General features: G+C 62.0%; 17 protein-coding genes. 13 read left to right on the top strand and 4 right to left on the bottom strand.

The window, feature by feature from the left end:
• The first annotated feature begins 29 nt into the window (after positions 1 to 29).
• Together D6Z24_RS01680 and D6Z24_RS01675 are read left to right on the top strand one after the other, a co-directional pair.
• Complete coding sequence (locus D6Z24_RS01680; RefSeq protein WP_129124805.1) at positions 30 to 3,587, top strand: AsmA family protein; 3,558 nt, start codon at positions 30 to 32, stop codon at positions 3,585 to 3,587.
• A 49-nt stretch (positions 3,588 to 3,636) separates the two neighbouring features.
• Entirely contained in the window at positions 3,637 to 4,299 is a 663-nt protein-coding gene (locus D6Z24_RS01675; protein ID WP_129124804.1) for a DUF1318 domain-containing protein, read from the top strand.
• A gap of 456 nt (positions 4,300 to 4,755) precedes the next feature.
• On the opposite strand, the gene D6Z24_RS01670 is transcribed toward D6Z24_RS01675, so the two are convergent.
• Positions 4,756 to 5,226, bottom strand: coding sequence for a hypothetical protein (locus D6Z24_RS01670; protein WP_129124803.1), 471 nt, complete (start codon positions 5,224 to 5,226; stop codon positions 4,756 to 4,758).
• 21 nt (positions 5,227 to 5,247) lie between these two features.
• Positions 5,248 to 5,943, bottom strand: coding sequence for a RadC family protein (gene radC / locus D6Z24_RS01665; RefSeq protein ID WP_129124802.1), 696 nt, complete (start codon positions 5,941 to 5,943; stop codon positions 5,248 to 5,250).
• A 216-nt stretch (positions 5,944 to 6,159) separates the two neighbouring features.
• On the opposite strand from radC, the gene D6Z24_RS01660 reads away from it, so the two are divergent.
• Both D6Z24_RS01660 and D6Z24_RS01655 read left to right on the top strand, forming a co-directional pair.
• Entirely contained in the window at positions 6,160 to 6,777 is a 618-nt protein-coding gene (locus D6Z24_RS01660) for a DUF47 domain-containing protein (protein ID WP_129124801.1), read from the top strand.
• Entirely contained in the window at positions 6,770 to 7,771 is a 1,002-nt protein-coding gene (locus D6Z24_RS01655; protein ID WP_129124800.1) for an inorganic phosphate transporter, read from the top strand. Before D6Z24_RS01660 ends, D6Z24_RS01655 begins: the two co-directional genes overlap by 8 nt.
• Positions 7,772 to 7,834: 63 nt before the next feature.
• On the opposite strand, the gene D6Z24_RS01650 is transcribed toward D6Z24_RS01655, so the two are convergent.
• A complete protein-coding gene (locus D6Z24_RS01650) occupies positions 7,835 to 8,320 on the bottom strand; it encodes a DUF2062 domain-containing protein (RefSeq protein ID WP_129124799.1) in 486 nt (161 codons plus the stop codon).
• Between the two features lie 145 nt (positions 8,321 to 8,465).
• On the opposite strand from D6Z24_RS01650, the gene proB reads away from it, so the two are divergent.
• The 9 genes from proB to D6Z24_RS01605 all read left to right on the top strand — a co-directional run bounded on the left by proB (position 8,466) and on the right by D6Z24_RS01605 (position 16,637).
• Positions 8,466 to 9,587: a glutamate 5-kinase gene (gene proB / locus D6Z24_RS01645; protein ID WP_129124798.1), complete on the top strand. Its 1,122-nt coding sequence runs from the start codon at positions 8,466 to 8,468 to the stop codon at positions 9,585 to 9,587.
• A 117-nt stretch (positions 9,588 to 9,704) separates the two neighbouring features.
• Positions 9,705 to 10,961: a glutamate-5-semialdehyde dehydrogenase gene (locus D6Z24_RS01640; RefSeq protein WP_129124797.1), complete on the top strand. Its 1,257-nt coding sequence runs from the start codon at positions 9,705 to 9,707 to the stop codon at positions 10,959 to 10,961.
• Positions 10,962 to 11,096: 135 nt separating this feature from the next.
• The gene (gene nadD, locus D6Z24_RS01635) at positions 11,097 to 11,747 is read left to right on the top strand and encodes a nicotinate-nucleotide adenylyltransferase (RefSeq protein WP_129124796.1); all 651 of its coding nucleotides are present in this window, start codon (positions 11,097 to 11,099) and stop codon (positions 11,745 to 11,747) included.
• Positions 11,737 to 12,123, top strand: a complete 387-nt coding sequence (gene rsfS / locus D6Z24_RS01630; protein WP_129124795.1) for a ribosome silencing factor — start codon at positions 11,737 to 11,739, stop codon at positions 12,121 to 12,123. The genes nadD and rsfS overlap by 11 nt, the downstream gene beginning before the upstream one ends.
• Complete coding sequence (locus tag D6Z24_RS01625) at positions 12,120 to 12,584, top strand: 23S rRNA (pseudouridine(1915)-N(3))-methyltransferase RlmH (protein WP_129124794.1); 465 nt, start codon at positions 12,120 to 12,122, stop codon at positions 12,582 to 12,584. Before rsfS ends, D6Z24_RS01625 begins: the two co-directional genes overlap by 4 nt.
• A gap of 83 nt (positions 12,585 to 12,667) precedes the next feature.
• On the top strand, positions 12,668 to 14,206 hold the full coding sequence (gene gpmI, locus D6Z24_RS01620; protein WP_129124793.1) for a 2,3-bisphosphoglycerate-independent phosphoglycerate mutase: 1,539 nt from the start codon (positions 12,668 to 12,670) through the stop codon (positions 14,204 to 14,206).
• Positions 14,207 to 14,313: 107 nt separating this feature from the next.
• Complete coding sequence (locus D6Z24_RS01615) at positions 14,314 to 14,982, top strand: flavodoxin family protein (RefSeq protein WP_129124792.1); 669 nt, start codon at positions 14,314 to 14,316, stop codon at positions 14,980 to 14,982.
• Positions 14,983 to 15,099: 117 nt separating this feature from the next.
• Positions 15,100 to 15,753 carry a lactate utilization protein gene (locus D6Z24_RS01610; RefSeq protein ID WP_129124791.1) on the top strand — a complete coding sequence of 218 codons (654 nt, stop codon included), beginning with the start codon at positions 15,100 to 15,102 and terminating at the stop codon, positions 15,751 to 15,753.
• A 146-nt stretch (positions 15,754 to 15,899) separates the two neighbouring features.
• Positions 15,900 to 16,637, top strand: a complete 738-nt coding sequence (locus D6Z24_RS01605; RefSeq protein WP_129124790.1) for a ComF family protein — start codon at positions 15,900 to 15,902, stop codon at positions 16,635 to 16,637.
• A 15-nt stretch (positions 16,638 to 16,652) separates the two neighbouring features.
• Here D6Z24_RS01605 and D6Z24_RS01600 read toward each other — a convergent pair whose 3' ends face one another.
• Positions 16,653 to 17,252: a DUF2845 domain-containing protein gene (locus tag D6Z24_RS01600; protein WP_129124789.1), complete on the bottom strand. Its 600-nt coding sequence runs from the start codon at positions 17,250 to 17,252 to the stop codon at positions 16,653 to 16,655.
• Positions 17,253 to 17,779: the final 527 nt, after the last annotated feature.

Below are 17,779 nucleotides of genomic sequence, written 5' to 3'. Positions count from 1 at the left end.
AAAGTTCACCCTGCGAAGAAAGGGGTCACATGGGCAACGACGTCGGCAGAAAATTCACCTTAGAAGGGCCGGGACGGCTCGCAACCTTCTGCGCTGCCGCGCTGCTCGCCCTTATCCTGCTTATCTTCCTCGCGCTGGAAATCTATCTCGCCACCCCGCTTCCCGCCCGCCAGTTGTCTCGGTTCATCACCTCCACGCTCCAGCAGGAATTCACCGTGGCGAAGGTAGGGCTTTCGGGGCGCAGCGTAGTCCTGCGCGGGATCCGGTTGCACTCCCCGAAGGGATTTGCCGGACCCGACCTTGTCGCCGCCGATTCGGTGACCGTAACGCCCAAATGGTGGGACCTCTTGCGTGGGCGCCGCAACTTCGAGTCCATCTCCATCGAGAAGGGGAGCATCGACTTACGGAAGAACCCGGCAGGCGCATGGAACTTCTCGGAACTGAAGCGAAGACTTGCCGCGAAAAAGCCACCGGCGCGCCCCGCGCCCGAAACGGTAATCGGGAAGCTCGCGGTGGTGAACGGCTCGCTATCGGTGCAGGGCGAGGGCGTGCAGGGGATGAACCTGAAGCTTTTCAACCTCGCGACCGGCGGCTCGCGTAGCGCGCAGCTAGACCTCGTCTTCCAGGACCCGGCAGGTAATTCCTACCACTTGGGCGGGACCGCACGCCCGGGGGGCGAGGCCGCGCTGGATCTCTCCTTGAGCGCCCCCACCCTGTCCCTGCAGCGTGCCGCGGCTCTTTTCAAGCTGAAGACCCCGGAACCGTTCCGGAAAGCGGGGGGCTCTCTCGCCGTTACCGCCGTTCTCGCCAAAGGGGAACTCCGCTTCTCCGGCGCCTTCCGCTTCCGCGACATCCAGCTCCCCGCCGCCCGCGGCAGTTATCCCGTGGCCGGTTCCCTGAATTTCACCGGGACCTACGGTCTGGAAGAGGACCGTGCCGACCTTGCCGACGCGACTCTCGAGATAAAAGACGTGGCGCAACTGCACGGCGAAGGGAGCGTGTCCGGGGTAAGAAAGGAGCGTGAGTTCGCCCTCCTCTTCGCCGTAGACCGCGTCGATCTCGCCCTTTTGAACGCCCTGTTGGCGGACAAGGCCCGTGGCGGCCTTCTCTACGGCGGCCAGTTGCGCTGCGAGTCGCTACGCGTGGAGGGAAGCGCCCCTCGTGGGGTGGAAAGCGCCACCGGCGTTCTTGTCCTCGAGGAGGGGAGCCTTGCCAGGGGAGGTGAGACGTTGGTGAGCGGGCTTTCGGGAAAGGCGAACGTTGCCGGCAAGGGAGGGGGCGTTGCGCTGGCGGGTAGGCTCTCGGCGCCTCAGGCAACAGGCAAGGCCCTGGTCGAAGCCGTCGAGCTTCCTTTCGACCTCATCCTCACTCCGCAGCTTAAGCCGGTGCGCTTTGAAAGCAGCAAGGCGAGCGCGCGCCTGATGGGCATCCCTGCAACGGGCGATCTTGCCTTCGATGCCGCGCGTCCGGAGCCCATCTCCGCGTCCCTGAAGATCGGCGAGGCAAAGGTCTCCTCGCTGAACCCCTTGTTGAAGCGCTACGGTGCCGAGACCGGTACCGGAGTCCTTTCCGGTACGCTCGCCGCAAGCGGCAAGGGAGGAAGCGACTTCACCGCCACCGCAAAACTGCTCCTCTCAGGCGTCTCCGCAAAAAGAGGGAAGACATCAGCCGCCGTCAAAGACGGTGCGGTTACCGCGCAGTTCGGCCGCCGCGCCGGACGGCTTCAAGCTTCGGGGGAGGCACGTCTTGCCGGTCTCACCCTGGACGGCAAGGGAGGGGATGCACGCCTCGCCTACCGGGTCGACGGTACCAAGCTCACCCTCGAGGGGGTGCAGGGACGGCTGGGAGACACGCGTCTTGCCATCGCTCGTCTGAGCGGGGAACTACCTCCCAAGGGGGCAACCGGGCGCACCCCTCTGGCCTGGGAGCTCGAAGGCGGGGCGCTGCGGCAGGGCGATCTCGACCTTGCCGGTGTGGCAGGACGCTTCAGTGGACTACTGGTGCGCTCCGGGGAGGAGCGGTGGCTGGAAGGAAAAGCCCATATCTCGACCAAGTCGGTAACGCTCAAGGGAAAAGGGATCGGCGCCCCCGCTTTGCAGGCGGTCTTCTCCAGAGAGGGGGGGGAAGCAGAGGTGAGCGGCTCGCTCCTGGGAGGAAAGCTCGCCGGACAGGGTAAGTTCCGCCCCTTCACCCCGGACACGGGCCAGTTCTCTCTCTCCCTTACCGGTGCTGCGGCAGCCCAGGCGGCCGGTTTTCTGAAGCATGACGCGGCGACAAGGCCCACCGGCGGGGAGATCGACCTGCGCGCGAGCGGCAGCTATGCGGGGAAAAGGGGACTCGACTGCCGCTTCGATATCAAAGGACGCAACCTCTCGGCGTCCAAGGACGGCAAGCGTGCCCTTTCCGGCGGATCCCTGTTCCTCTCCGGGAACTACGCGTCGGGGAAACTGTCCATAGGTGAGGGACTCCTCTCCCCGGGGAAAGGGGTCGCCTTGCGGGTACGGGGCGAGGTGGCGCGTGCCGCGTCGCCGGCGCGGGAGGGCTCCCTCACCTTGTCCCTTCCCGAGACACCGGTGGATGCCCTCGTCGACACCGCCATCAACCTGATGCCGCAGGCGATACAGGAGGCGACCCTCAAGGGAACGCTCTCGGGGGGCGGGAAACTCGAGCTGCGTGGGGGACGGCAGCTCCTCGATGGACGGTTGGAGGTCCATGGCGGCGGCATCGATTCTCCATCACAGAAGCTCACCATTTCCGGCATCGACGGAACCCTCCCGGTTTCCATGGATTTCTCGGCGAAGGCCGCACCAAGGCCCCGCGACAGCAGGGAGTTCAGTCGCGGCAATTACCGGCGCGTCCTAGCGGAGCTCAAGGGGATGTCTGCGGGAGGCAACGCGCTGAACATCGACCGCATCTCCTACGGGACGCTGCAGCTCGAAAAGCTCGCCCTGCAGTTGCGCGCGTCAAACGGAGTGATGGAGGTGCTCCCCTTGCGTGCGACGCTCTACAAGGGCGCCATCCTCGGGACCGGCTATCTTGCCATGGGGACCAAGGCGAACTATCGGGCCGACCTTTTGGTGAACGGGGTGAGCCTGAAACAGCTCTGCGGCAGCATCCCGAGTGTCCAGGGGTATATCTCGGGGAAGGTGGACGGCGTCATCAGTTTTCGCGGTACGGGGGGCGGTATCGACGGCACCGCAGGCTTTGTGGAGCTGTGGGCCCGCGAAGGGAAGGATGAGAAGATGCTGGTCAGCAAGGAATTCCTGCAGCGGCTGGCGAAGCAGAAACTGAGCGGGTTCTTTTTGAGCCGCGATCGCCCCTACGACGCGGCGGAGATCAAGGCGACCCTGCAGGACGGCGACCTCACCTTCAACACCTTGAGGATCGTCAACACCAACTTCGTCGGGGTGAAGGATCTGAACGTCAACATAGCGCCGACCCAGAACCGCATAGGACTCGGCCATCTCCTGGAGTCGATCAGGGAGGCGGCGGTGCGCGGCAAGCCGGCAACCGGAGAGCCGGAGCAGAAAAAGGGCACGGCAGCGCCACCGCCGGAAGCGGCGCCGGAGTTCAAGTGGGAAGAGTGAAGGTGCTGTGCTATATTCATGAACGACGATACCAACGCCGGAGGCTTTTATGAAAACGAAACTGATCAAACTGCTGTTCTCTGTCTCCTGTATTTTCCTTGCCGCGTGTGCGGTGATCACGGTGAACGTCTATTTTCCGGAGAAGGCGGCCAAGGAGGCGTACAAGTCCCTTGACGACATGCTGCTGAAAACCGGTGAGGCTCCCGGCGGCCAGAAGGTTCCTCCCGGGGTGCCGCCCGCCGCGCCGCAGGAGAAGCCGCAGAGCCGGGTCTTTGATTTCTCCCTGGTCACCGCGGCTTATGCGGCCGACACCGATGCTGACGCCGATGCCCTGGCGGTGGAGCTCTCGAGCATGCCCGAGGTGCTGAAGGCCTACGACGACATGAGCAAGCGGCTCCCGCGGCTGAACACGCTTTTTGCCGGCGGTTCGGTCGGCCTCTCCAAACAGGGTCTCGTCGTGATACCTCCTTCGGCCAAAGGGAAGCTCGCCCCGCAGGACGAGGCGCTGGTCTCTTCGGAAAACCAGAGCCGCAAGGTCGTGGTGACGAGCATGGCGAAGGCGATCCTCAAGCTGCAAAAGCAGAAGGAGAGCAAGGAGGCGATGAACCAGGTATTGGGGAAAGCGGCCGCGACCTTCGCCGAGACGAAGCGTGAGGCGGCGCAGCCCGGGTGGTGGATGCAGCTGCAAAACGACCGCTGGGTGCAGAAGTAGCGGCGAGCTGAGCCGAAATAGGGAGGGCTTACCGAGGAGGCCACGTGCAATCACGTGGCCTCCTTTTATTTCTGTTTGCCGGATGGACGGGACGCCGGTTTGTGGGGAGGATTCAAGTGGTGCAACGCGGTGTGCAAGTTTTGAACTCCTGTTCAAAAACTGCAAAAGCTAAAGGTTATGAGGACTTGGCGCGGATAGCCGGTGCTGTTCAAGATTTACTGTGCAGAAGTTGAACTCTGCCCGTCGGCTGGCCGTTCGGAGTGTGTGGGTTGTTTCGCTCGTAAAATCAATCACTTTGGAAAAATTTTGCCTGCCGACACGGTTGGCATCGCTCTTGTAATAAGAAAGGCAAGAGCGGGCGAAACGAGCCGCTCGACCAACCAAAACCCAACTTTTGCGCCGACGGTGGAGTCCTCCTTTCGCTTCGGCGCTTTTTTTTGTCCTGATTTCGGATTTTCAGGCGAAGAGCAGCCTTCCAAGCTTCGCTTTTGCCGTTCCTCCGGAAAGATCGGGAACGAGTTCCAGTTCGAGAGCCGTCACCCCGGCCAGTTCCACCTGGTACTCCTCCTGTTCGACCGTGGTGCCGGGAGGAGCGAAGGTGAACTGCTGCCGCACGATCTCGCGGAAGGTATCGCTTCCCTCCTGCGCATAGCGCAACACGAACTCCTGGGTCCTGCCGACCTCTTCCTCGCTGATGAGCAGGTAGATCCGGGAAATCCTCTGGGGGTGGTCGAACAGCACGCGGATCCGCTGGGGGCCAGGCGCGTCGGCACACCAGCCCGGGGCGCCGATGGGCTGCAGCGCCGACTCGATCGGCTGCAGCGGGTCCTCTGAAGTGATCTCGACCCGCGCGATGCTCTCGAGATCCAACCAGTCGATCCCCTTCCCGGCGTCCGGGCTTTCCTGCGTAACGATGGATTTGCGCATGTTCTCTCCTTTTCCAGTGTGCTAGAGCTGCCCGTGGTCGGCAAAACTGTAGAACTCGTTTTCCCCGATGATGATGTGGTCGAGCACGCGGATGCCCATGAGCTGTCCAGCCTCGCAGAGACGGCGGGTGACCTCGAGATCCTCGGGGCTGGGAGTAGGGTCGCCGGTCGGGTGGTTGTGCAGAAGGATCATCGCCGCTGCGGACTGGCGCACCGCAGCGTTGAACACCTCTCTTGGATGCACGATGCTCTGATTCAGCGACCCCTCCGAGATCATGGCGCGGGTGATGATGCGGTTTTTGCCGTCGAGCAGGAGCGCCATGAACTGTTCCGTGTGGCGGTCCCGGAACTCGTGGTTCAGGTGTTCGAAGACCTGGGATGCGGAGGAGAAGCGGACGAAGGACTCGATGGGACGCCCCTCCTTTTCGCGGATGCGCCTTGAGAGGTCGAGGGCGGCGAGGATGCAGGCGGCCTTGGCCGGACCGATCCCCTTTACCTGCTGGATCTCGCTGCACGAGGCATCGGCCAGGGCGCGCAACGACTTGAACTGGAGCATGAGCTCGCGGCCGAGGTCGATAGCGCTGCGGCCGCTTGCGGCGTCCCCGCTCCCCAGGATCAGCGCGAGCAGTTCGGCTTCGGACAGGGCCGAGGCCCCTTTCCGCATCAGCTTTTCCCGGGGGCGTTCCGCCTCGGGCCAGCATTTGATACCGCCGCTCATGTGTCCTCCCGGATCGCGTCCTTAAGAATTAAGGATAAATAATACACAGGCAGGGGCGTCGCGCCAGTCCCTCTGGGCGCGCAATGGTAAACGCCAGGTCGCTAATTAGCGCTGTTGCATTACGTAATTCATTGTTTAATATTTGTCGCGGATGTGCTATATCTCCCCAGTTTGCAACTAGATTCGGCCTGGGGCCGACACCGATCGGAGGGTTAAATGTTTGGGTTGATACCGAAAGATGAAAAGTTTTTCGCCATGTTCAGGGATATGTCTCACAACATCATCGAGGGGGCGCAACTCCTTAAGGACATGCTGGACAACTTTGACGATCCGGTGGCGAGCCAGCGCAAGATCAAAGAGGTCGAGCACAAGGGCGACACCATCACCCACGACATCATCAAGAAGCTGAACAAGAGCTTCATCACCCCCTTCGACCGCGAGGACATCTACGCCCTCTCCTCGGCCCTTGACGACATCCTCGACCTGATCGACGCCTCCGCGCAGCGCTTCGTCATGTACAACGTCACCAAGCCGACTCCCGAGTCGAAGGAACTCGCCTTCCTGATCCTCAAGTCCTGCCAGACCATCGACAAGACGGTCGCCCTGCTGGGCGGCAAGCTCGAGCCGATCAGCGCCTACTGCATCGAGGTCAACGCCCTGGAGAACGAGGCGGACCGCGTCTGCCGCGAGGCTATCAGCCGTCTCTTCGCCGAGGAGAAGGACCCGATCCAGCTCATCAAGTGGAAGGAGATCTACGAGACCCTCGAGACGGCAACGGACAAGTGCGAGGATGCCGCGAACATCCTGGAAAGCGTGGTGGTAAAAAATGCCTGAGGTTACCCTGGTCCTGCTGGTCGCGGTAATCGGCGCGGCCTTGTTGTTCGACTACATCAACGGGTTCCACGATACCGCCAACGCCATCGCGACCTGCGTCTCCACCCGGGCCCTCACCGTGAGGACCGCCATCTTCATGGCTGCGGGCTTGAATTTCGTCGGGGCGATGATCTCCACCAAGGTCGCCGCGACCATCGGCAAGGGGATCGTGGACGCCAACAACATCACGCAGATGGTGGTGCTTGCCGGCATCACCGGCGCCATCATCTGGAACCTCATCACCTGGTACTGGGGGCTCCCTTCTTCCTCCTCGCACGCCATCATCGGCGGGCTGGCGGGTTCGGTGGTGGCACATGCCGGGACTTCGGCGCTGCACTGGGCGGGCCTTAAGAAGATCGTAACCGTCCTCATTGTGTCGCCGATCGTCGGCGCCTTCTTCGGCTTCCTGTTCATGGTGGGGATGATGTGGATCTTCAGGAACAAGGCGCCGTACAACCTGAACAAGGTGTTCCGCAAGCTGCAGATTTTCTCCGCCGCGGTTATGGCCTTCTCGCACGGCACCGCCGACGCCCAGAAGTCCATGGGGGTTATCACCATGGCGCTTGTGAGCTACGGCTCCCTCGCCACCTTCGAAGTTCCCAACTGGGTCAAGATCTCCTGTGCCGTGGCCATGGGCCTTGGCACCGCCGCGGGCGGCTGGAGGATCATCAAGACGGTCGGGCACGACTTCGTGAAGCTGCAGCCGGTGCACGGATTCTGCGTCGAAACCGCCTCCGCCGGGGTCATCCTGGGCGCCTCTGCCATGGGGCTTCCCACTTCGACCACGCACGTCATCACCTCCTCCATCCTCGGCGTGGGGCTGTCGAAGAGGATCTCGGCGGTGAACTGGGCGGTCGCCTACCGTATCGTCCTGGCGTGGATCATCACCATACCAGCATCGGCCACGGCCGGCTTCGTCAGCTACATCGTTTTCTCGCCGTTTCTGGGTAAGTAAAGCAGGAAGGAAATCGGGATGTGAATCGGGGGTGGCTGCTAAGCCGCTCCCGATTTTTTTTGGCTATTCCAGCTCTTCGCCGACCTTGTCCATCTCTTCGGCCTGCTCCGCCTGGGTGGCGTCCTTGGCGCGGAAGCGGAGCACCAGGTAATAACAGAGGAAGTAGGCGACGACCGCGGCAGCGAAGCCGAGGAGGGAGGAGCCGAGGACCAGCGACTTCGCGTAGCGCTCCAGGTTGTGCCACTCGAGCGCGCCGGAAACGGGGAGGTCCTTGATGGGACGTCCGCGCAGGAAGGCCCCCAGCTTGTAACTGATGCCGAGAACGGGAACCATCGTGATGGGGGTGTTGACCCAGGCGCCGGTGATGCAGGTGAGCTTGTTAAGTCGGAAGAGAAAGGCGGCGGCTACTGCGAGTGCGGTGTGGAGCCCGAAGAACGGGGTGAAGCTGATGAAGACGCCGACAGCGAACCCGGCGGCAATGTGCCCCGGATGGTTGTCTAGCGAAAGAATGCTGTAAATTCGTTTTTTCCACAGCTCTTTGTTCAGCAACAGTCACCTCGAGAATGTCGCACAGTCTAAAGACCGCCCCGGTCTTTGTCAATGAGTTTGAGCCGTGGCTTTCCTTAAGAAAATTGCCACGGAGTATGAATCGTGTTAGTATCCTGGCCTTTACTAAACGTTATCGGAACCCGGAATGCGTAAAGAACTGCTCAAAAAAGTTAAGAGAATCGTGGTGAAGATCGGCTCCGGCGTGTTGACCTGCGAGGACAACGGGGTCGACCCCGTATTTCTGAACGGTCTGGCATCGCAGATCGCGGGGCTTCGTGCGAAGGGGATCGAGGTGGTCGTGGTCTCCTCCGGTGCGGTGGCGGCGGGGCGTCCGGCGCTTGGCCTGCCGGATCGACCGCGCACCCTTCCGCAGAAGCAGGCCGCCGCAGCCGTCGGGCAGTCCCGCCTGATGCGTGCCTACGAGGAGGCCTTCTCCGGCTACGACCTGAAGGTCGCCCAGATCCTCCTGACCCGGGACGACCTGGCCAACCGGCGCCGCTTCCAGAATGCGCGCGGCACGCTCGATACGCTGCTTTCCTGCGGCATCATCCCGGTCATCAACGAGAACGACACGGTCGTCGTCGATGAGCTGAAGTTCGGCGACAACGACAACCTCTCGGCGCTGGTCACGAACCTCGTGGAGGCGCAGCTCCTCCTGATCATGACCGACATCGACGGTCTCTATACCGCCGACCCGCGCACCGACCCGGCGGCGACCCTCATCCACCAGGTGGGGGCGGTGACCCGGGAGATGGAGCGCGGCGCGGGGGGAAGCGGCACGAGCGTCGGGACCGGCGGCATGGCCACCAAGCTCGCCGCGGCGAAAAAGGTCGTGAAATCGGGCGTTGCCGCCATCATCTTCGCGGGGAAGGGTGAGGGTAACTTAGCTCGCGTCATGAGCGGGGAGCTTGTCGGCACGCTGTTTCTGCCGGCAGGCGAAGCGCTGAACCGCCGCAAGCACTGGATCGCCTTCACCATCAAGCCGGCGGGTAACCTGGTCGTCGATGCCGGTGCCAAGGGCGCCCTCGCCACCCACGGCAGGAGCCTTCTCCCCTCCGGGATCGTGAAAGTCGAAGGGCGCTTCGCCCGCGGGGCGTGCGTCAGGGTGCTCGACGCAGAGGGAAACGAGTTCGCCCGCGGCATCGTCGATTACTCAAGCCAAGAGATCGAAAAGATCTGTCGTCACAAAAGCGGCGAGATCGAGGAGATCCTGGGCTTCCGCTACGGGGACGACGTCATCCACCGGGACAACCTCGTAATTCTCTGAGAAACGTTCTACGTTCCGGGTTCTACGTTCTAGGTTAAAATCTGAGCCCCATAGCCCTCCGGCAGAGGGGCGGGGTGAGGGCTTGCCGGTTCAGCCTTACAAAAGTTGGAGGTACACATGTCAGTCGCCGAACAGATCCGCACCATCGCCGCCGAGGCCAGGCAGGCTTCCTTCGCCATGGCAAAACTCTCTTCCGCCGTCAAAAACGAGCTCCTGCTCGATATGGCGCACGGGCTGGTGAACAACTGCGAGGAGATCATCGCCGAGAACAAGAAGGACCTCGAAGCAGGGAAAGAGCACGGCCTTTCCGCTGCCATGCTGGACCGCCTCATGCTGAACGAGGTGCGCATCAAGGGTATGGCGGACGCCATCCGCGAGGTCGCCGCACTCCCCGACCCGGTGGGGGAGGTGACCGGCATGTGGAAGCGCCCCAACGACCTCATGGTCGGCAAGATGCGCATCCCGCTCGGGGTGATCGGCATCATCTACGAGTCCCGCCCGAACGTCACTTCGGACGCCGCGGTGCTCTGCCTTAAAAGCGGCAACGCGGTAGTGCTGCGCGGCGGCTCCGAGGCGATTCATTCGAACCTCGCCATCGCGGAGATCCTGAAAGCCGAGCTCGCCAAGCGCAACATCCCGGCGGCAGCCCTGTCGCTCATCCCCTTTACGGAGCGCGAGGGGGTGACCGAGATGCTCAAACAGGAGGAGTTCATCGACGTGATCATCCCGAGGGGGGGCGAGAGCCTGATCCGCTTCGTGGTCGAGAACTCGAAGATCCCGGTGATCAAGCACTACAAGGGGGTCTGCCACATCTTCGTGGACGCCACCGCCGACTTCGACATGGCGCGCGACATCATCATCAACGCCAAGGTGCAGCGCCCCGGCGTCTGCAACGCCCTGGAGACCCTGCTCATCCATAAGGACGTTGCCGAGCGCTTCGTCCCCTTCATTTATCAGGCGCTTTCCGAACAGAAGGTGGAGGTCCGGGGCGACGAGGAATTCCGCAAGTTCGCACCGCAGGCCGGGGCGGCGACCGAGGAGGACTGGTACGCCGAGTACCTGGAACTGATCCTGGCGGCGCGGGTGGTGGACGGGATGGATGCCGCCATCGACCACATCAACCGTTACTGCTCGCTGCACACCGAGTCCATCATCACCGGCGACTACGCCAACGCCCAGCGCTTCATCCGTGAGGTGAACTCGGGGGTGGTCATGGTGAACGCCTCGACCCGCTTCTCCGACGGCAACCAGCTCGGCCTGGGGGCGGAGATCGGCATCTCGACCACGAAGCTTCATTCCTTCGGCCCGATGGGGCTCACCGACCTCACCACCACCAAGTTCATCGTGTACGGGGCGGGGCAGGTGAGGCCTTAAAGCGTATTTAACGCAAAGCCGCAAAGGCGCAAAGAAAACAAGAAACCAGAGTTCCTGTTTTTGCTTTTCCCTTCGCGTCTTTGCGTCTTTGCGTTGCAAATTTGGTTTTCGTCCACAACCGGAGCCAGGAGAGCAATGAAAACGGGGATACTGGGGGGGACGTTCAACCCCATCCATAACGCGCACCTGCGCATCGCAGAGGAGGTGCGCGACCTGTTCCAACTGGACCGGGTCATCTTCATCCCGGCGGCGACCCCGCCGCACAAGCCGCAGGTGGGGGAGCTCTCCTTCGCGAGCCGTCTCGAGATGGTGCGCCTGGCGGTCGCCGACAACCCGTGCTTCGAGGTGTCGGATATGGAGGGGGTGCGCGGCGGTCGCTCCTATTCGGTGGACACCCTGCGCCAGTTGCGCGTCGAGCGCCCGGAGGACGAACTCTTCTTCATCATCGGTGCCGACTCCTTCAACGACATCGCCGCCTGGCACCGTTACGACGAGATCTTCACCCTTTGCAACGTGGTGAGCGTTCAGCGTCCCGGCTCCACCATCACCAGTCTCGCCAAGGCCCTCCCTGTTGCCATAGCAGGTGAGTTCTGCTATGATTCGGCGGCTAAACGCCTGAATCACAGCTCCGGGCACTGTGTTTATGCCCTGGACGGCGTGCTGCTCGACATATCTTCAAGTCACATCCGTCGGCTCGTTAAGGCCGGCCGCTCGATCAGGTACCTCCTTCCGGAGGCCGTCGAGCATTACATAAAGGAACAAGGGTTATACGTTGATGCAAGATAAAGTGGTAATTCCGGCCGTGGAACGCGCCGTGAAATGCGCGGCATTCGCGCTGGACAAGAAGGCGCTTAACGTCAAGGTGCTCGAGATCAAGAACATCTCCAGCATCGCCGACTACCTGGTGCTCGCCACCGGGCGCTCAGACCGCCAGGTGCAGGCCATGGCCGACTCGGTCAAGCAGGGTCTCAAGCCGATCGACATGGCGATAGACACCGAAGGTTACGACGAAGGGCGCTGGATCGTAGTCGACTTCGGGGACGTCATCGTGCACCTCTTCCAGGAGGAAGTACGCGCCATCTACAACCTGGACGAACTCTGGTCGCGGGCGCCGCAGGTAGAGATCCCCGAGGAGTACCTCTGGGAGCATAAGGAGAAATGAGACTTAAGCTCCTTTGGGTCGGCAAGACCCAGGAGAGCTGGGTCCGCACCGGCATCGATGAATACGCGGGAAGGGTGAGGCGTTACGCGCCGCTGGAGATCCTGGAAGCCCGCGAGGAGAAGGGGGCGCAGGCTGCCGCCATGCGCGAGCGCGAATGCGAGCGGCTCACCAAGCTCCTTCCGAAGGGGGGGAGGCTGGTGCTCCTCGACGAGCGGGGCGAGCAAATGAGCTCCCCCGAGTTCGCGTCCTTTCTCTCCAGGAACCGCGACCAGGGGACCCAGGACCTCGTCTTTGCCATCGGTGGCGCCTACGGCTTCACCGACGGCTTCCGCAAGGAGGCCTTCAAATCGATCTCGCTTTCCAAGATGACCTTCACGCACCAGATGGTCCGGGTGTTCCTGCTGGAGCAGATCTACCGCGGTTTCACCATAATGAACGGTGAGCCGTACCATCATGAGTAGCGTAAGATGCTGAATTAAAGGTGAAGACTTCCTGCTTCACCTTTTTTAATTGGATCTAATATCTCTAATGAGGGAGAAATGCCATGCCGAAGAAGCCTCTGCTTTTGATGATCCTTGACGGCTGGGGGATCAACCCCGAGACGGAAGCCAACGCCGTCGCTCAGGCCGCTACCCCCAACATGAACCGCCTGACCGCGGAGTACCCCTCCGGCCAGATCGACGGCTCCGGCCTCGCGGTGGGGCTTCCCGCCGGGCAGATGGGGAACTCCGAGGTCGGCCACACCAACATCGGCGCCGGCCGCGTGGTGTACCAGGACCTGACCAGGATCAGCAAGTCGATCATCGACGGCGACTTCTTCACCAACCCGGCTCTCATCGCCTGCATGGAAAAGGCGAAAGCGGGAACCGGGCGTCTGCACCTCGCCGGTCTTCTCTCCGACGGCGGCGTGCACTCCCACGACACCCATCTTTACGCCCTCATCGAAATGGCGAAGCGCCAGGGTATTTCCGAAGTATTGGTGCACTGCCTGCTGGACGGCCGCGATACCCCGCCTCAAAGCGGCGCCGATTACCTGAGGACCCTGGAGAACGAGATCGCGCGTCTTGGCTGCGGCAGGATCGCCACGGTGATCGGCCGTTATTACGCCATGGACCGCGACAACCGCTGGGACCGCGTCGAGAAGGCGTACCGCGCCATGGTCTCTGGGGAGGGAACTCCTTTCCCCAGTGCCGAGGCCGCGATCAGGCAGAGCTACGCCGACGGGGTCACCGACGAGTTTGTGTTGCCCAGCGTGATCATGAACGGGGGGATCCCGGTGGGGAGGATGCAGGACGGCGACGGCTTCATCTTCTTCAACTTCCGCTCCGACCGTGCCCGCGAGATCACCCGCGCCTTCACCGATCCCGCTTTCAGCGGCTTTACCCGCGACGTATGGCCGAGGCTTGCCTCCTACGTCTGCATGACGAGCTATGACGAGACCTTCGACCTTCCGGTGGCCTTCGGGCCGGAGGAACTGGTCAACATCTTCCCGGAGGTGATCAGCAACGCCGGGCTGACCCAGTTGCGGATCGCCGAGACCGAGAAGTACGCCCACGTCACCTTTTTCTTCAACGGCGGCAGGGAGGAGGCGTTTCCGGGTGAGGACCGCGCCCTGATTCCTTCGCCCAAAGAGGTGGCGACCTATGACCAGAAGCCGGAGATGAGTGCATATCTCGTTACCGAGGAGCTCATGAAGCGGCTTGACGAGGACAAGTACGACGTCATCATCCTGAACTTCGCCAACGCGGACATGGTCGGGCACACCGGGATCTTCGCCGCGGCGGTGAAGGCCGTCGAGGCAGTCGACGAGTGCGTCGGCAAACTGGTGCAGAAGGTGCGTGAGAAGGGCGGCATCACGATAATCACCGCCGACCACGGCAACGCGGAGATGATGCAGGACGACCAGGGGGGACCCCACACGGCCCACACCTGCGACATGGCGCCGGTGGTGCTGGTGGACGACACCAGGAAGGGTGTGAAGCTGCGCGCCGGCGTGCTCGCCGATCTCGCGCCCACCATGCTGGAACTTCTCGGCCTGCCGCAGCCCAAGGAGATGGGCGGGAAGAGCTTGCTGGTGCACTAGCTTTCAAGAAATTTTCGGCCAGTTCTGCTGTCGGACCAGTCTGACCGGTCCGACCGGTCCGACTGGTCCGACGAGTCCGACGAGTCCGACTGACAAGGAGAAGCCGCATGAAAATCGTTGCCATCAACGGCAGCCCCCGTGGGATGAACGGCACCACCGGCAGGCTTTTGGAAGAGGTTCTGGCGGGCGCGGCCCAGGCCGGCGCCGACATCGAGGTGGTCTCGCTCTCGGAGACCCCGATCAAGCCGTGCGTCGCCTGCGACGCCTGCCACAAGGTCGGCATCTGCCCGGTGAAGGACGACTACGAAATCGTCAAGGACAAGCTCATGGCGGCGGACGCCTTCATCCTCGCGACGCCTAACTACCTCCTGAGCATCACGGCGCAGTTGAAGGCGTTTCTGGACCGCTGCAACGGTCTCATCCACCTGACGGCCCTGGAAGGGAAGTATTCGGCGCTGGTGGAGACCTCCGGCGGCGGGGGGGACGAGGAGCCGCTCGAGTACATGCAGCGCATCGTCAACGCCATGGGCGCCCAGAACGTCGGGAGCATCGGCTCGCCCGGGATGGGACCGCGCATGTTTCCCGACCAGGAGGTGCTGTTCCAGAAGGCGCGCGCCCTCGGCAAGGAACTTTGCGACAGCGTGCGCGAAAAGCGTTCTTTTCCCGAGCAGGACGGCTTCCGTCTCGGCTTCAAGGAGCGCATGGGCCACTTGATCGGTTTCATGGGTGAGTGCTGGCCGTACGAGAAGGAGTATCTGGCGAAGAGGTTAAAATAACTCCTCCCCCTGGAGGGGGGAGGTCGGGAGGGGGGAAGGCGGCAGCAGCTTGAAATCTTCCCCCTCCCTAACCCTCCCCCTCCGGGGGAGGGGACTGAGCGTTATTGGAGAAGAAATATGAGCAATACCGAAGAACTGAACAACTGGGCGTATGCCCATAAATGCAAGAAGGCGGTGGAGAACCTGAAGAAGAACGGCTTCGACGCGCTCTACTGTCATAACGGGGAAGAGGTCTTCCACTACATAGTGAACGAGTCCGAGCAGGCCAACAGCGTAGGCTTCGGCGGCTCCCTCTCCGTCGCGGACTTGAAGCTTGCCGACAAGCTGAAGGGGATGGGGAAGGAGATTCTTAACCACGGGGCGCCCGGTCTCTCCCCGGAGGAGAAGCTCGCCATCACCCGCCGGCAGCTTACCTGCGACCTTTTCCTGACCGGCAGTAACGCGGTCACCCTCTCCGGCGTGCTGGTGAACATCGACGGCAACGGCAACCGTGCCGCGGCCATGTTTTTCGGTCCGCAGAAGGTGATCGTCGTGGTGGGGCGCAACAAGCTTGTGGACGGCAGCATCGAGGACGCGGTGCAGCGGATAAGGACCTACGCTTCGCCTGCCAACGCTAAGCGGTTGAACCTCTCCACCCCCTGCACCACCACCGGCTTCTGCTCGGACTGCAACTCGCCGCAGCGCATCTGCCGCGTGACCACCATCATCGAGAAGAAGCCGCGCAACACCGACATCAAGGTGCTCGTGGTGAACGAGGATATGGGGCTCTAAAACCGGAAGACGTTCTACGTTCTGCGTTCTATGTTCTACGTTACCAGAAGACTGCAAGACTTTTGCAGAACTGCTCTTGGCAGCTGACTCTCTCTAACGTAGAACTTAGAACGTAGAACATAGAACTCGTTTCTCCGGGGTTGGCCATGTTCTTGCGCCCTCTGCTGGACCTCTTCTTTCCGCCGCTGTGCCATGTGTGCAGGGCGTACATCCCGCCGGGCGGTGAGGAGCACGGACTACCCCGCCCCTTCATCTGCAACGACTGCCTCGCCAAGATCGACTTCCTGGAAGCACCCCTTTGCACCACCTGCGGCATCCCCTTCGCCACTGAAAGCGGCGCTTCCCATACCTGCGGCGCCTGCCTGCAACATCCCCCTTTTCATAGCTGCCGCTCGGCTGCGGCCCTGAACGGACCGGTGCGCGAACTGATCCACCGCTTCAAATACCGAGACCGGCCGCACCTTAGCGAACCGCTCGGTCTCCTCGCCTTTCCGAGACTGGAGATATTCCTGAGGGAGTTCGTGCCGGAGTGCGTGGTGCCGGTGCCGCTGCACCGCAAAAGACTCCGGCAGCGCGGCTACAACCAGTCGCAACTGATCGCTGAGGTGCTTGCGAGGATGCTCGGCGCACCGCAGCAGGTGGGTAACCTGTGCCGGTTGCGCTGGACCGAACCGCAGACGGGGCTGGACGCTGGGGATAGGGTGGCGAACGTAGAGGGGGCCTTTGGGGTGCGCAACCCGGGAGGGCTTAAGGGGAAAAGGGTGCTGCTGGTGGACGACGTGCTGACCACAGGCAGCACCATGCGGGCCTGTGTCGATGCGCTGAGGGATGCGGAAGTCGACGCGGTCGCCGCAGTGACGGTGGCGCGGGGACTCCACTCTTAGTCGCGATGTCCTCCACTACTTCCCGAACTCGCGCTGGCGGATGTCGGTCGCTTGGCCGTTTTCAAACCGAATCGTGTAGCCGGGCAGATCCCGTCCGTAACGGTAGGTCCAATCCGTTACGGCTACGGAAGTACGCCGGGTGATCTCGCCGTCGGTACTCTCCACCACCTTGTCCGCCTGCTTCTCACGTGCAAGCGGTTCCCCGCACTTCAGATAGGCTTCCACCATGGTGTCGCCCACGGCAAGCCCCTCGCCGTTGCGGCAGTTGGGCATCATCGGGTCGCGCATGCTGCCGTACCCCAAAAGGCGCGTCTCGGCCACTTTCCCGTTGAGAAAGACGATGCTCTGCATGAACTCCTGCGCGCCGGTGTCGAAGATCCATTCCTCGTAGGTCGTTGTCGTCCGCTTCTTCGTTTTGCCGTCCGACTCCTCTTCCCAAAGATCACGCTTGTCCTTGAGGGTAGGGACCTGACACAGGGCCGCCACCTCGTTCATCGGTTGTCCCACCAGGATTTCCTGGTTGCACGGGGCGGCCTCCCCTCTCCCTGGGCAGGTCAGAAACGCCGCTACTGCCGCAGCGATTACTACAGCGCACCACTTACTACGACTCCTCATGCTCGCACCTCTTTGCGTAATCGGCCGGAAGAAGCGGCCACTTGTCCGCCACCTAATAGCACAACCAAATCGAAAGCGCCATCAACAATCCACGCTCCATGGCTGAGCAGGCCCGTCCTTTGGGCGGTAGTGGGGCGTCCGCCCCAAGTGGGGAGTCCGGGGTCGCCGCCCTTTCAGACCCACATGTATAGTGCTGATTTGTCATGGGATAGTGTGATCCGAATCACAAGGCGGGGACGACTCAATAGGGCAGTGATTTAAGCCTCTTAGGGCGATATACCTATGCGGCTGGGGCCATCCCCTCTGCGTAAAATAACCCCGGTTGGGTGTCGGTATTTGTCTGATGGGGATTTTGCCCCTCATTAATAGAGAAAACCCTATGTTTTTGGTCGCCTTCTTTTAATGAGTTAGTGGCTTTTAGACCACTGGCATATTCCCTGCTATTAAAAGCCCCGTCCGCATACCGGGTGCGGACAAATACAGTAGCCGGTTTGGCCGGGGTGAGGTACCCACCCTAGGCGGACCGG

The sequence above is a fragment of the Geomonas oryzae genome (assembly GCF_004117875.1).
Classification (GTDB): Bacteria; Desulfobacterota; Desulfuromonadia; order Geobacterales; family Geobacteraceae; genus Geomonas; species Geomonas oryzae.
This window is presented reverse-complemented; position numbering and strand designations above follow the sequence as displayed.

Coding starts and splice junctions, on each gene's coding strand:
- D6Z24_RS01680 (WP_129124805.1), top strand. CDS start 30: ATGGGCAACGACGTCGGCAGAAAATTCACCTTAGAAGGGCCGGGACGG.
- D6Z24_RS01675 (WP_129124804.1), top strand. CDS start 3,637: ATGAAAACGAAACTGATCAAACTGCTGTTCTCTGTCTCCTGTATTTTC.
- D6Z24_RS01670 (WP_129124803.1), bottom strand. CDS start 5,226: ATGCGCAAATCCATCGTTACGCAGGAAAGCCCGGACGCCGGGAAGGGG.
- radC (WP_129124802.1), bottom strand. CDS start 5,943: ATGAGCGGCGGTATCAAATGCTGGCCCGAGGCGGAACGCCCCCGGGAA.
- D6Z24_RS01660 (WP_129124801.1), top strand. CDS start 6,160: ATGTTTGGGTTGATACCGAAAGATGAAAAGTTTTTCGCCATGTTCAGG.
- D6Z24_RS01655 (WP_129124800.1), top strand. CDS start 6,770: ATGCCTGAGGTTACCCTGGTCCTGCTGGTCGCGGTAATCGGCGCGGCC.
- proB (WP_129124798.1), top strand. CDS start 8,466: ATGCGTAAAGAACTGCTCAAAAAAGTTAAGAGAATCGTGGTGAAGATC.
- D6Z24_RS01640 (WP_129124797.1), top strand. CDS start 9,705: ATGTCAGTCGCCGAACAGATCCGCACCATCGCCGCCGAGGCCAGGCAG.
- nadD (WP_129124796.1), top strand. CDS start 11,097: ATGAAAACGGGGATACTGGGGGGGACGTTCAACCCCATCCATAACGCG.
- rsfS (WP_129124795.1), top strand. CDS start 11,737: ATGCAAGATAAAGTGGTAATTCCGGCCGTGGAACGCGCCGTGAAATGC.
- D6Z24_RS01625 (WP_129124794.1), top strand. CDS start 12,120: ATGAGACTTAAGCTCCTTTGGGTCGGCAAGACCCAGGAGAGCTGGGTC.
- gpmI (WP_129124793.1), top strand. CDS start 12,668: ATGCCGAAGAAGCCTCTGCTTTTGATGATCCTTGACGGCTGGGGGATC.
- D6Z24_RS01615 (WP_129124792.1), top strand. CDS start 14,314: ATGAAAATCGTTGCCATCAACGGCAGCCCCCGTGGGATGAACGGCACC.
- D6Z24_RS01610 (WP_129124791.1), top strand. CDS start 15,100: ATGAGCAATACCGAAGAACTGAACAACTGGGCGTATGCCCATAAATGC.
- D6Z24_RS01605 (WP_129124790.1), top strand. CDS start 15,900: ATGTTCTTGCGCCCTCTGCTGGACCTCTTCTTTCCGCCGCTGTGCCAT.
- D6Z24_RS01600 (WP_129124789.1), bottom strand. CDS start 17,252: ATGAGGAGTCGTAGTAAGTGGTGCGCTGTAGTAATCGCTGCGGCAGTA.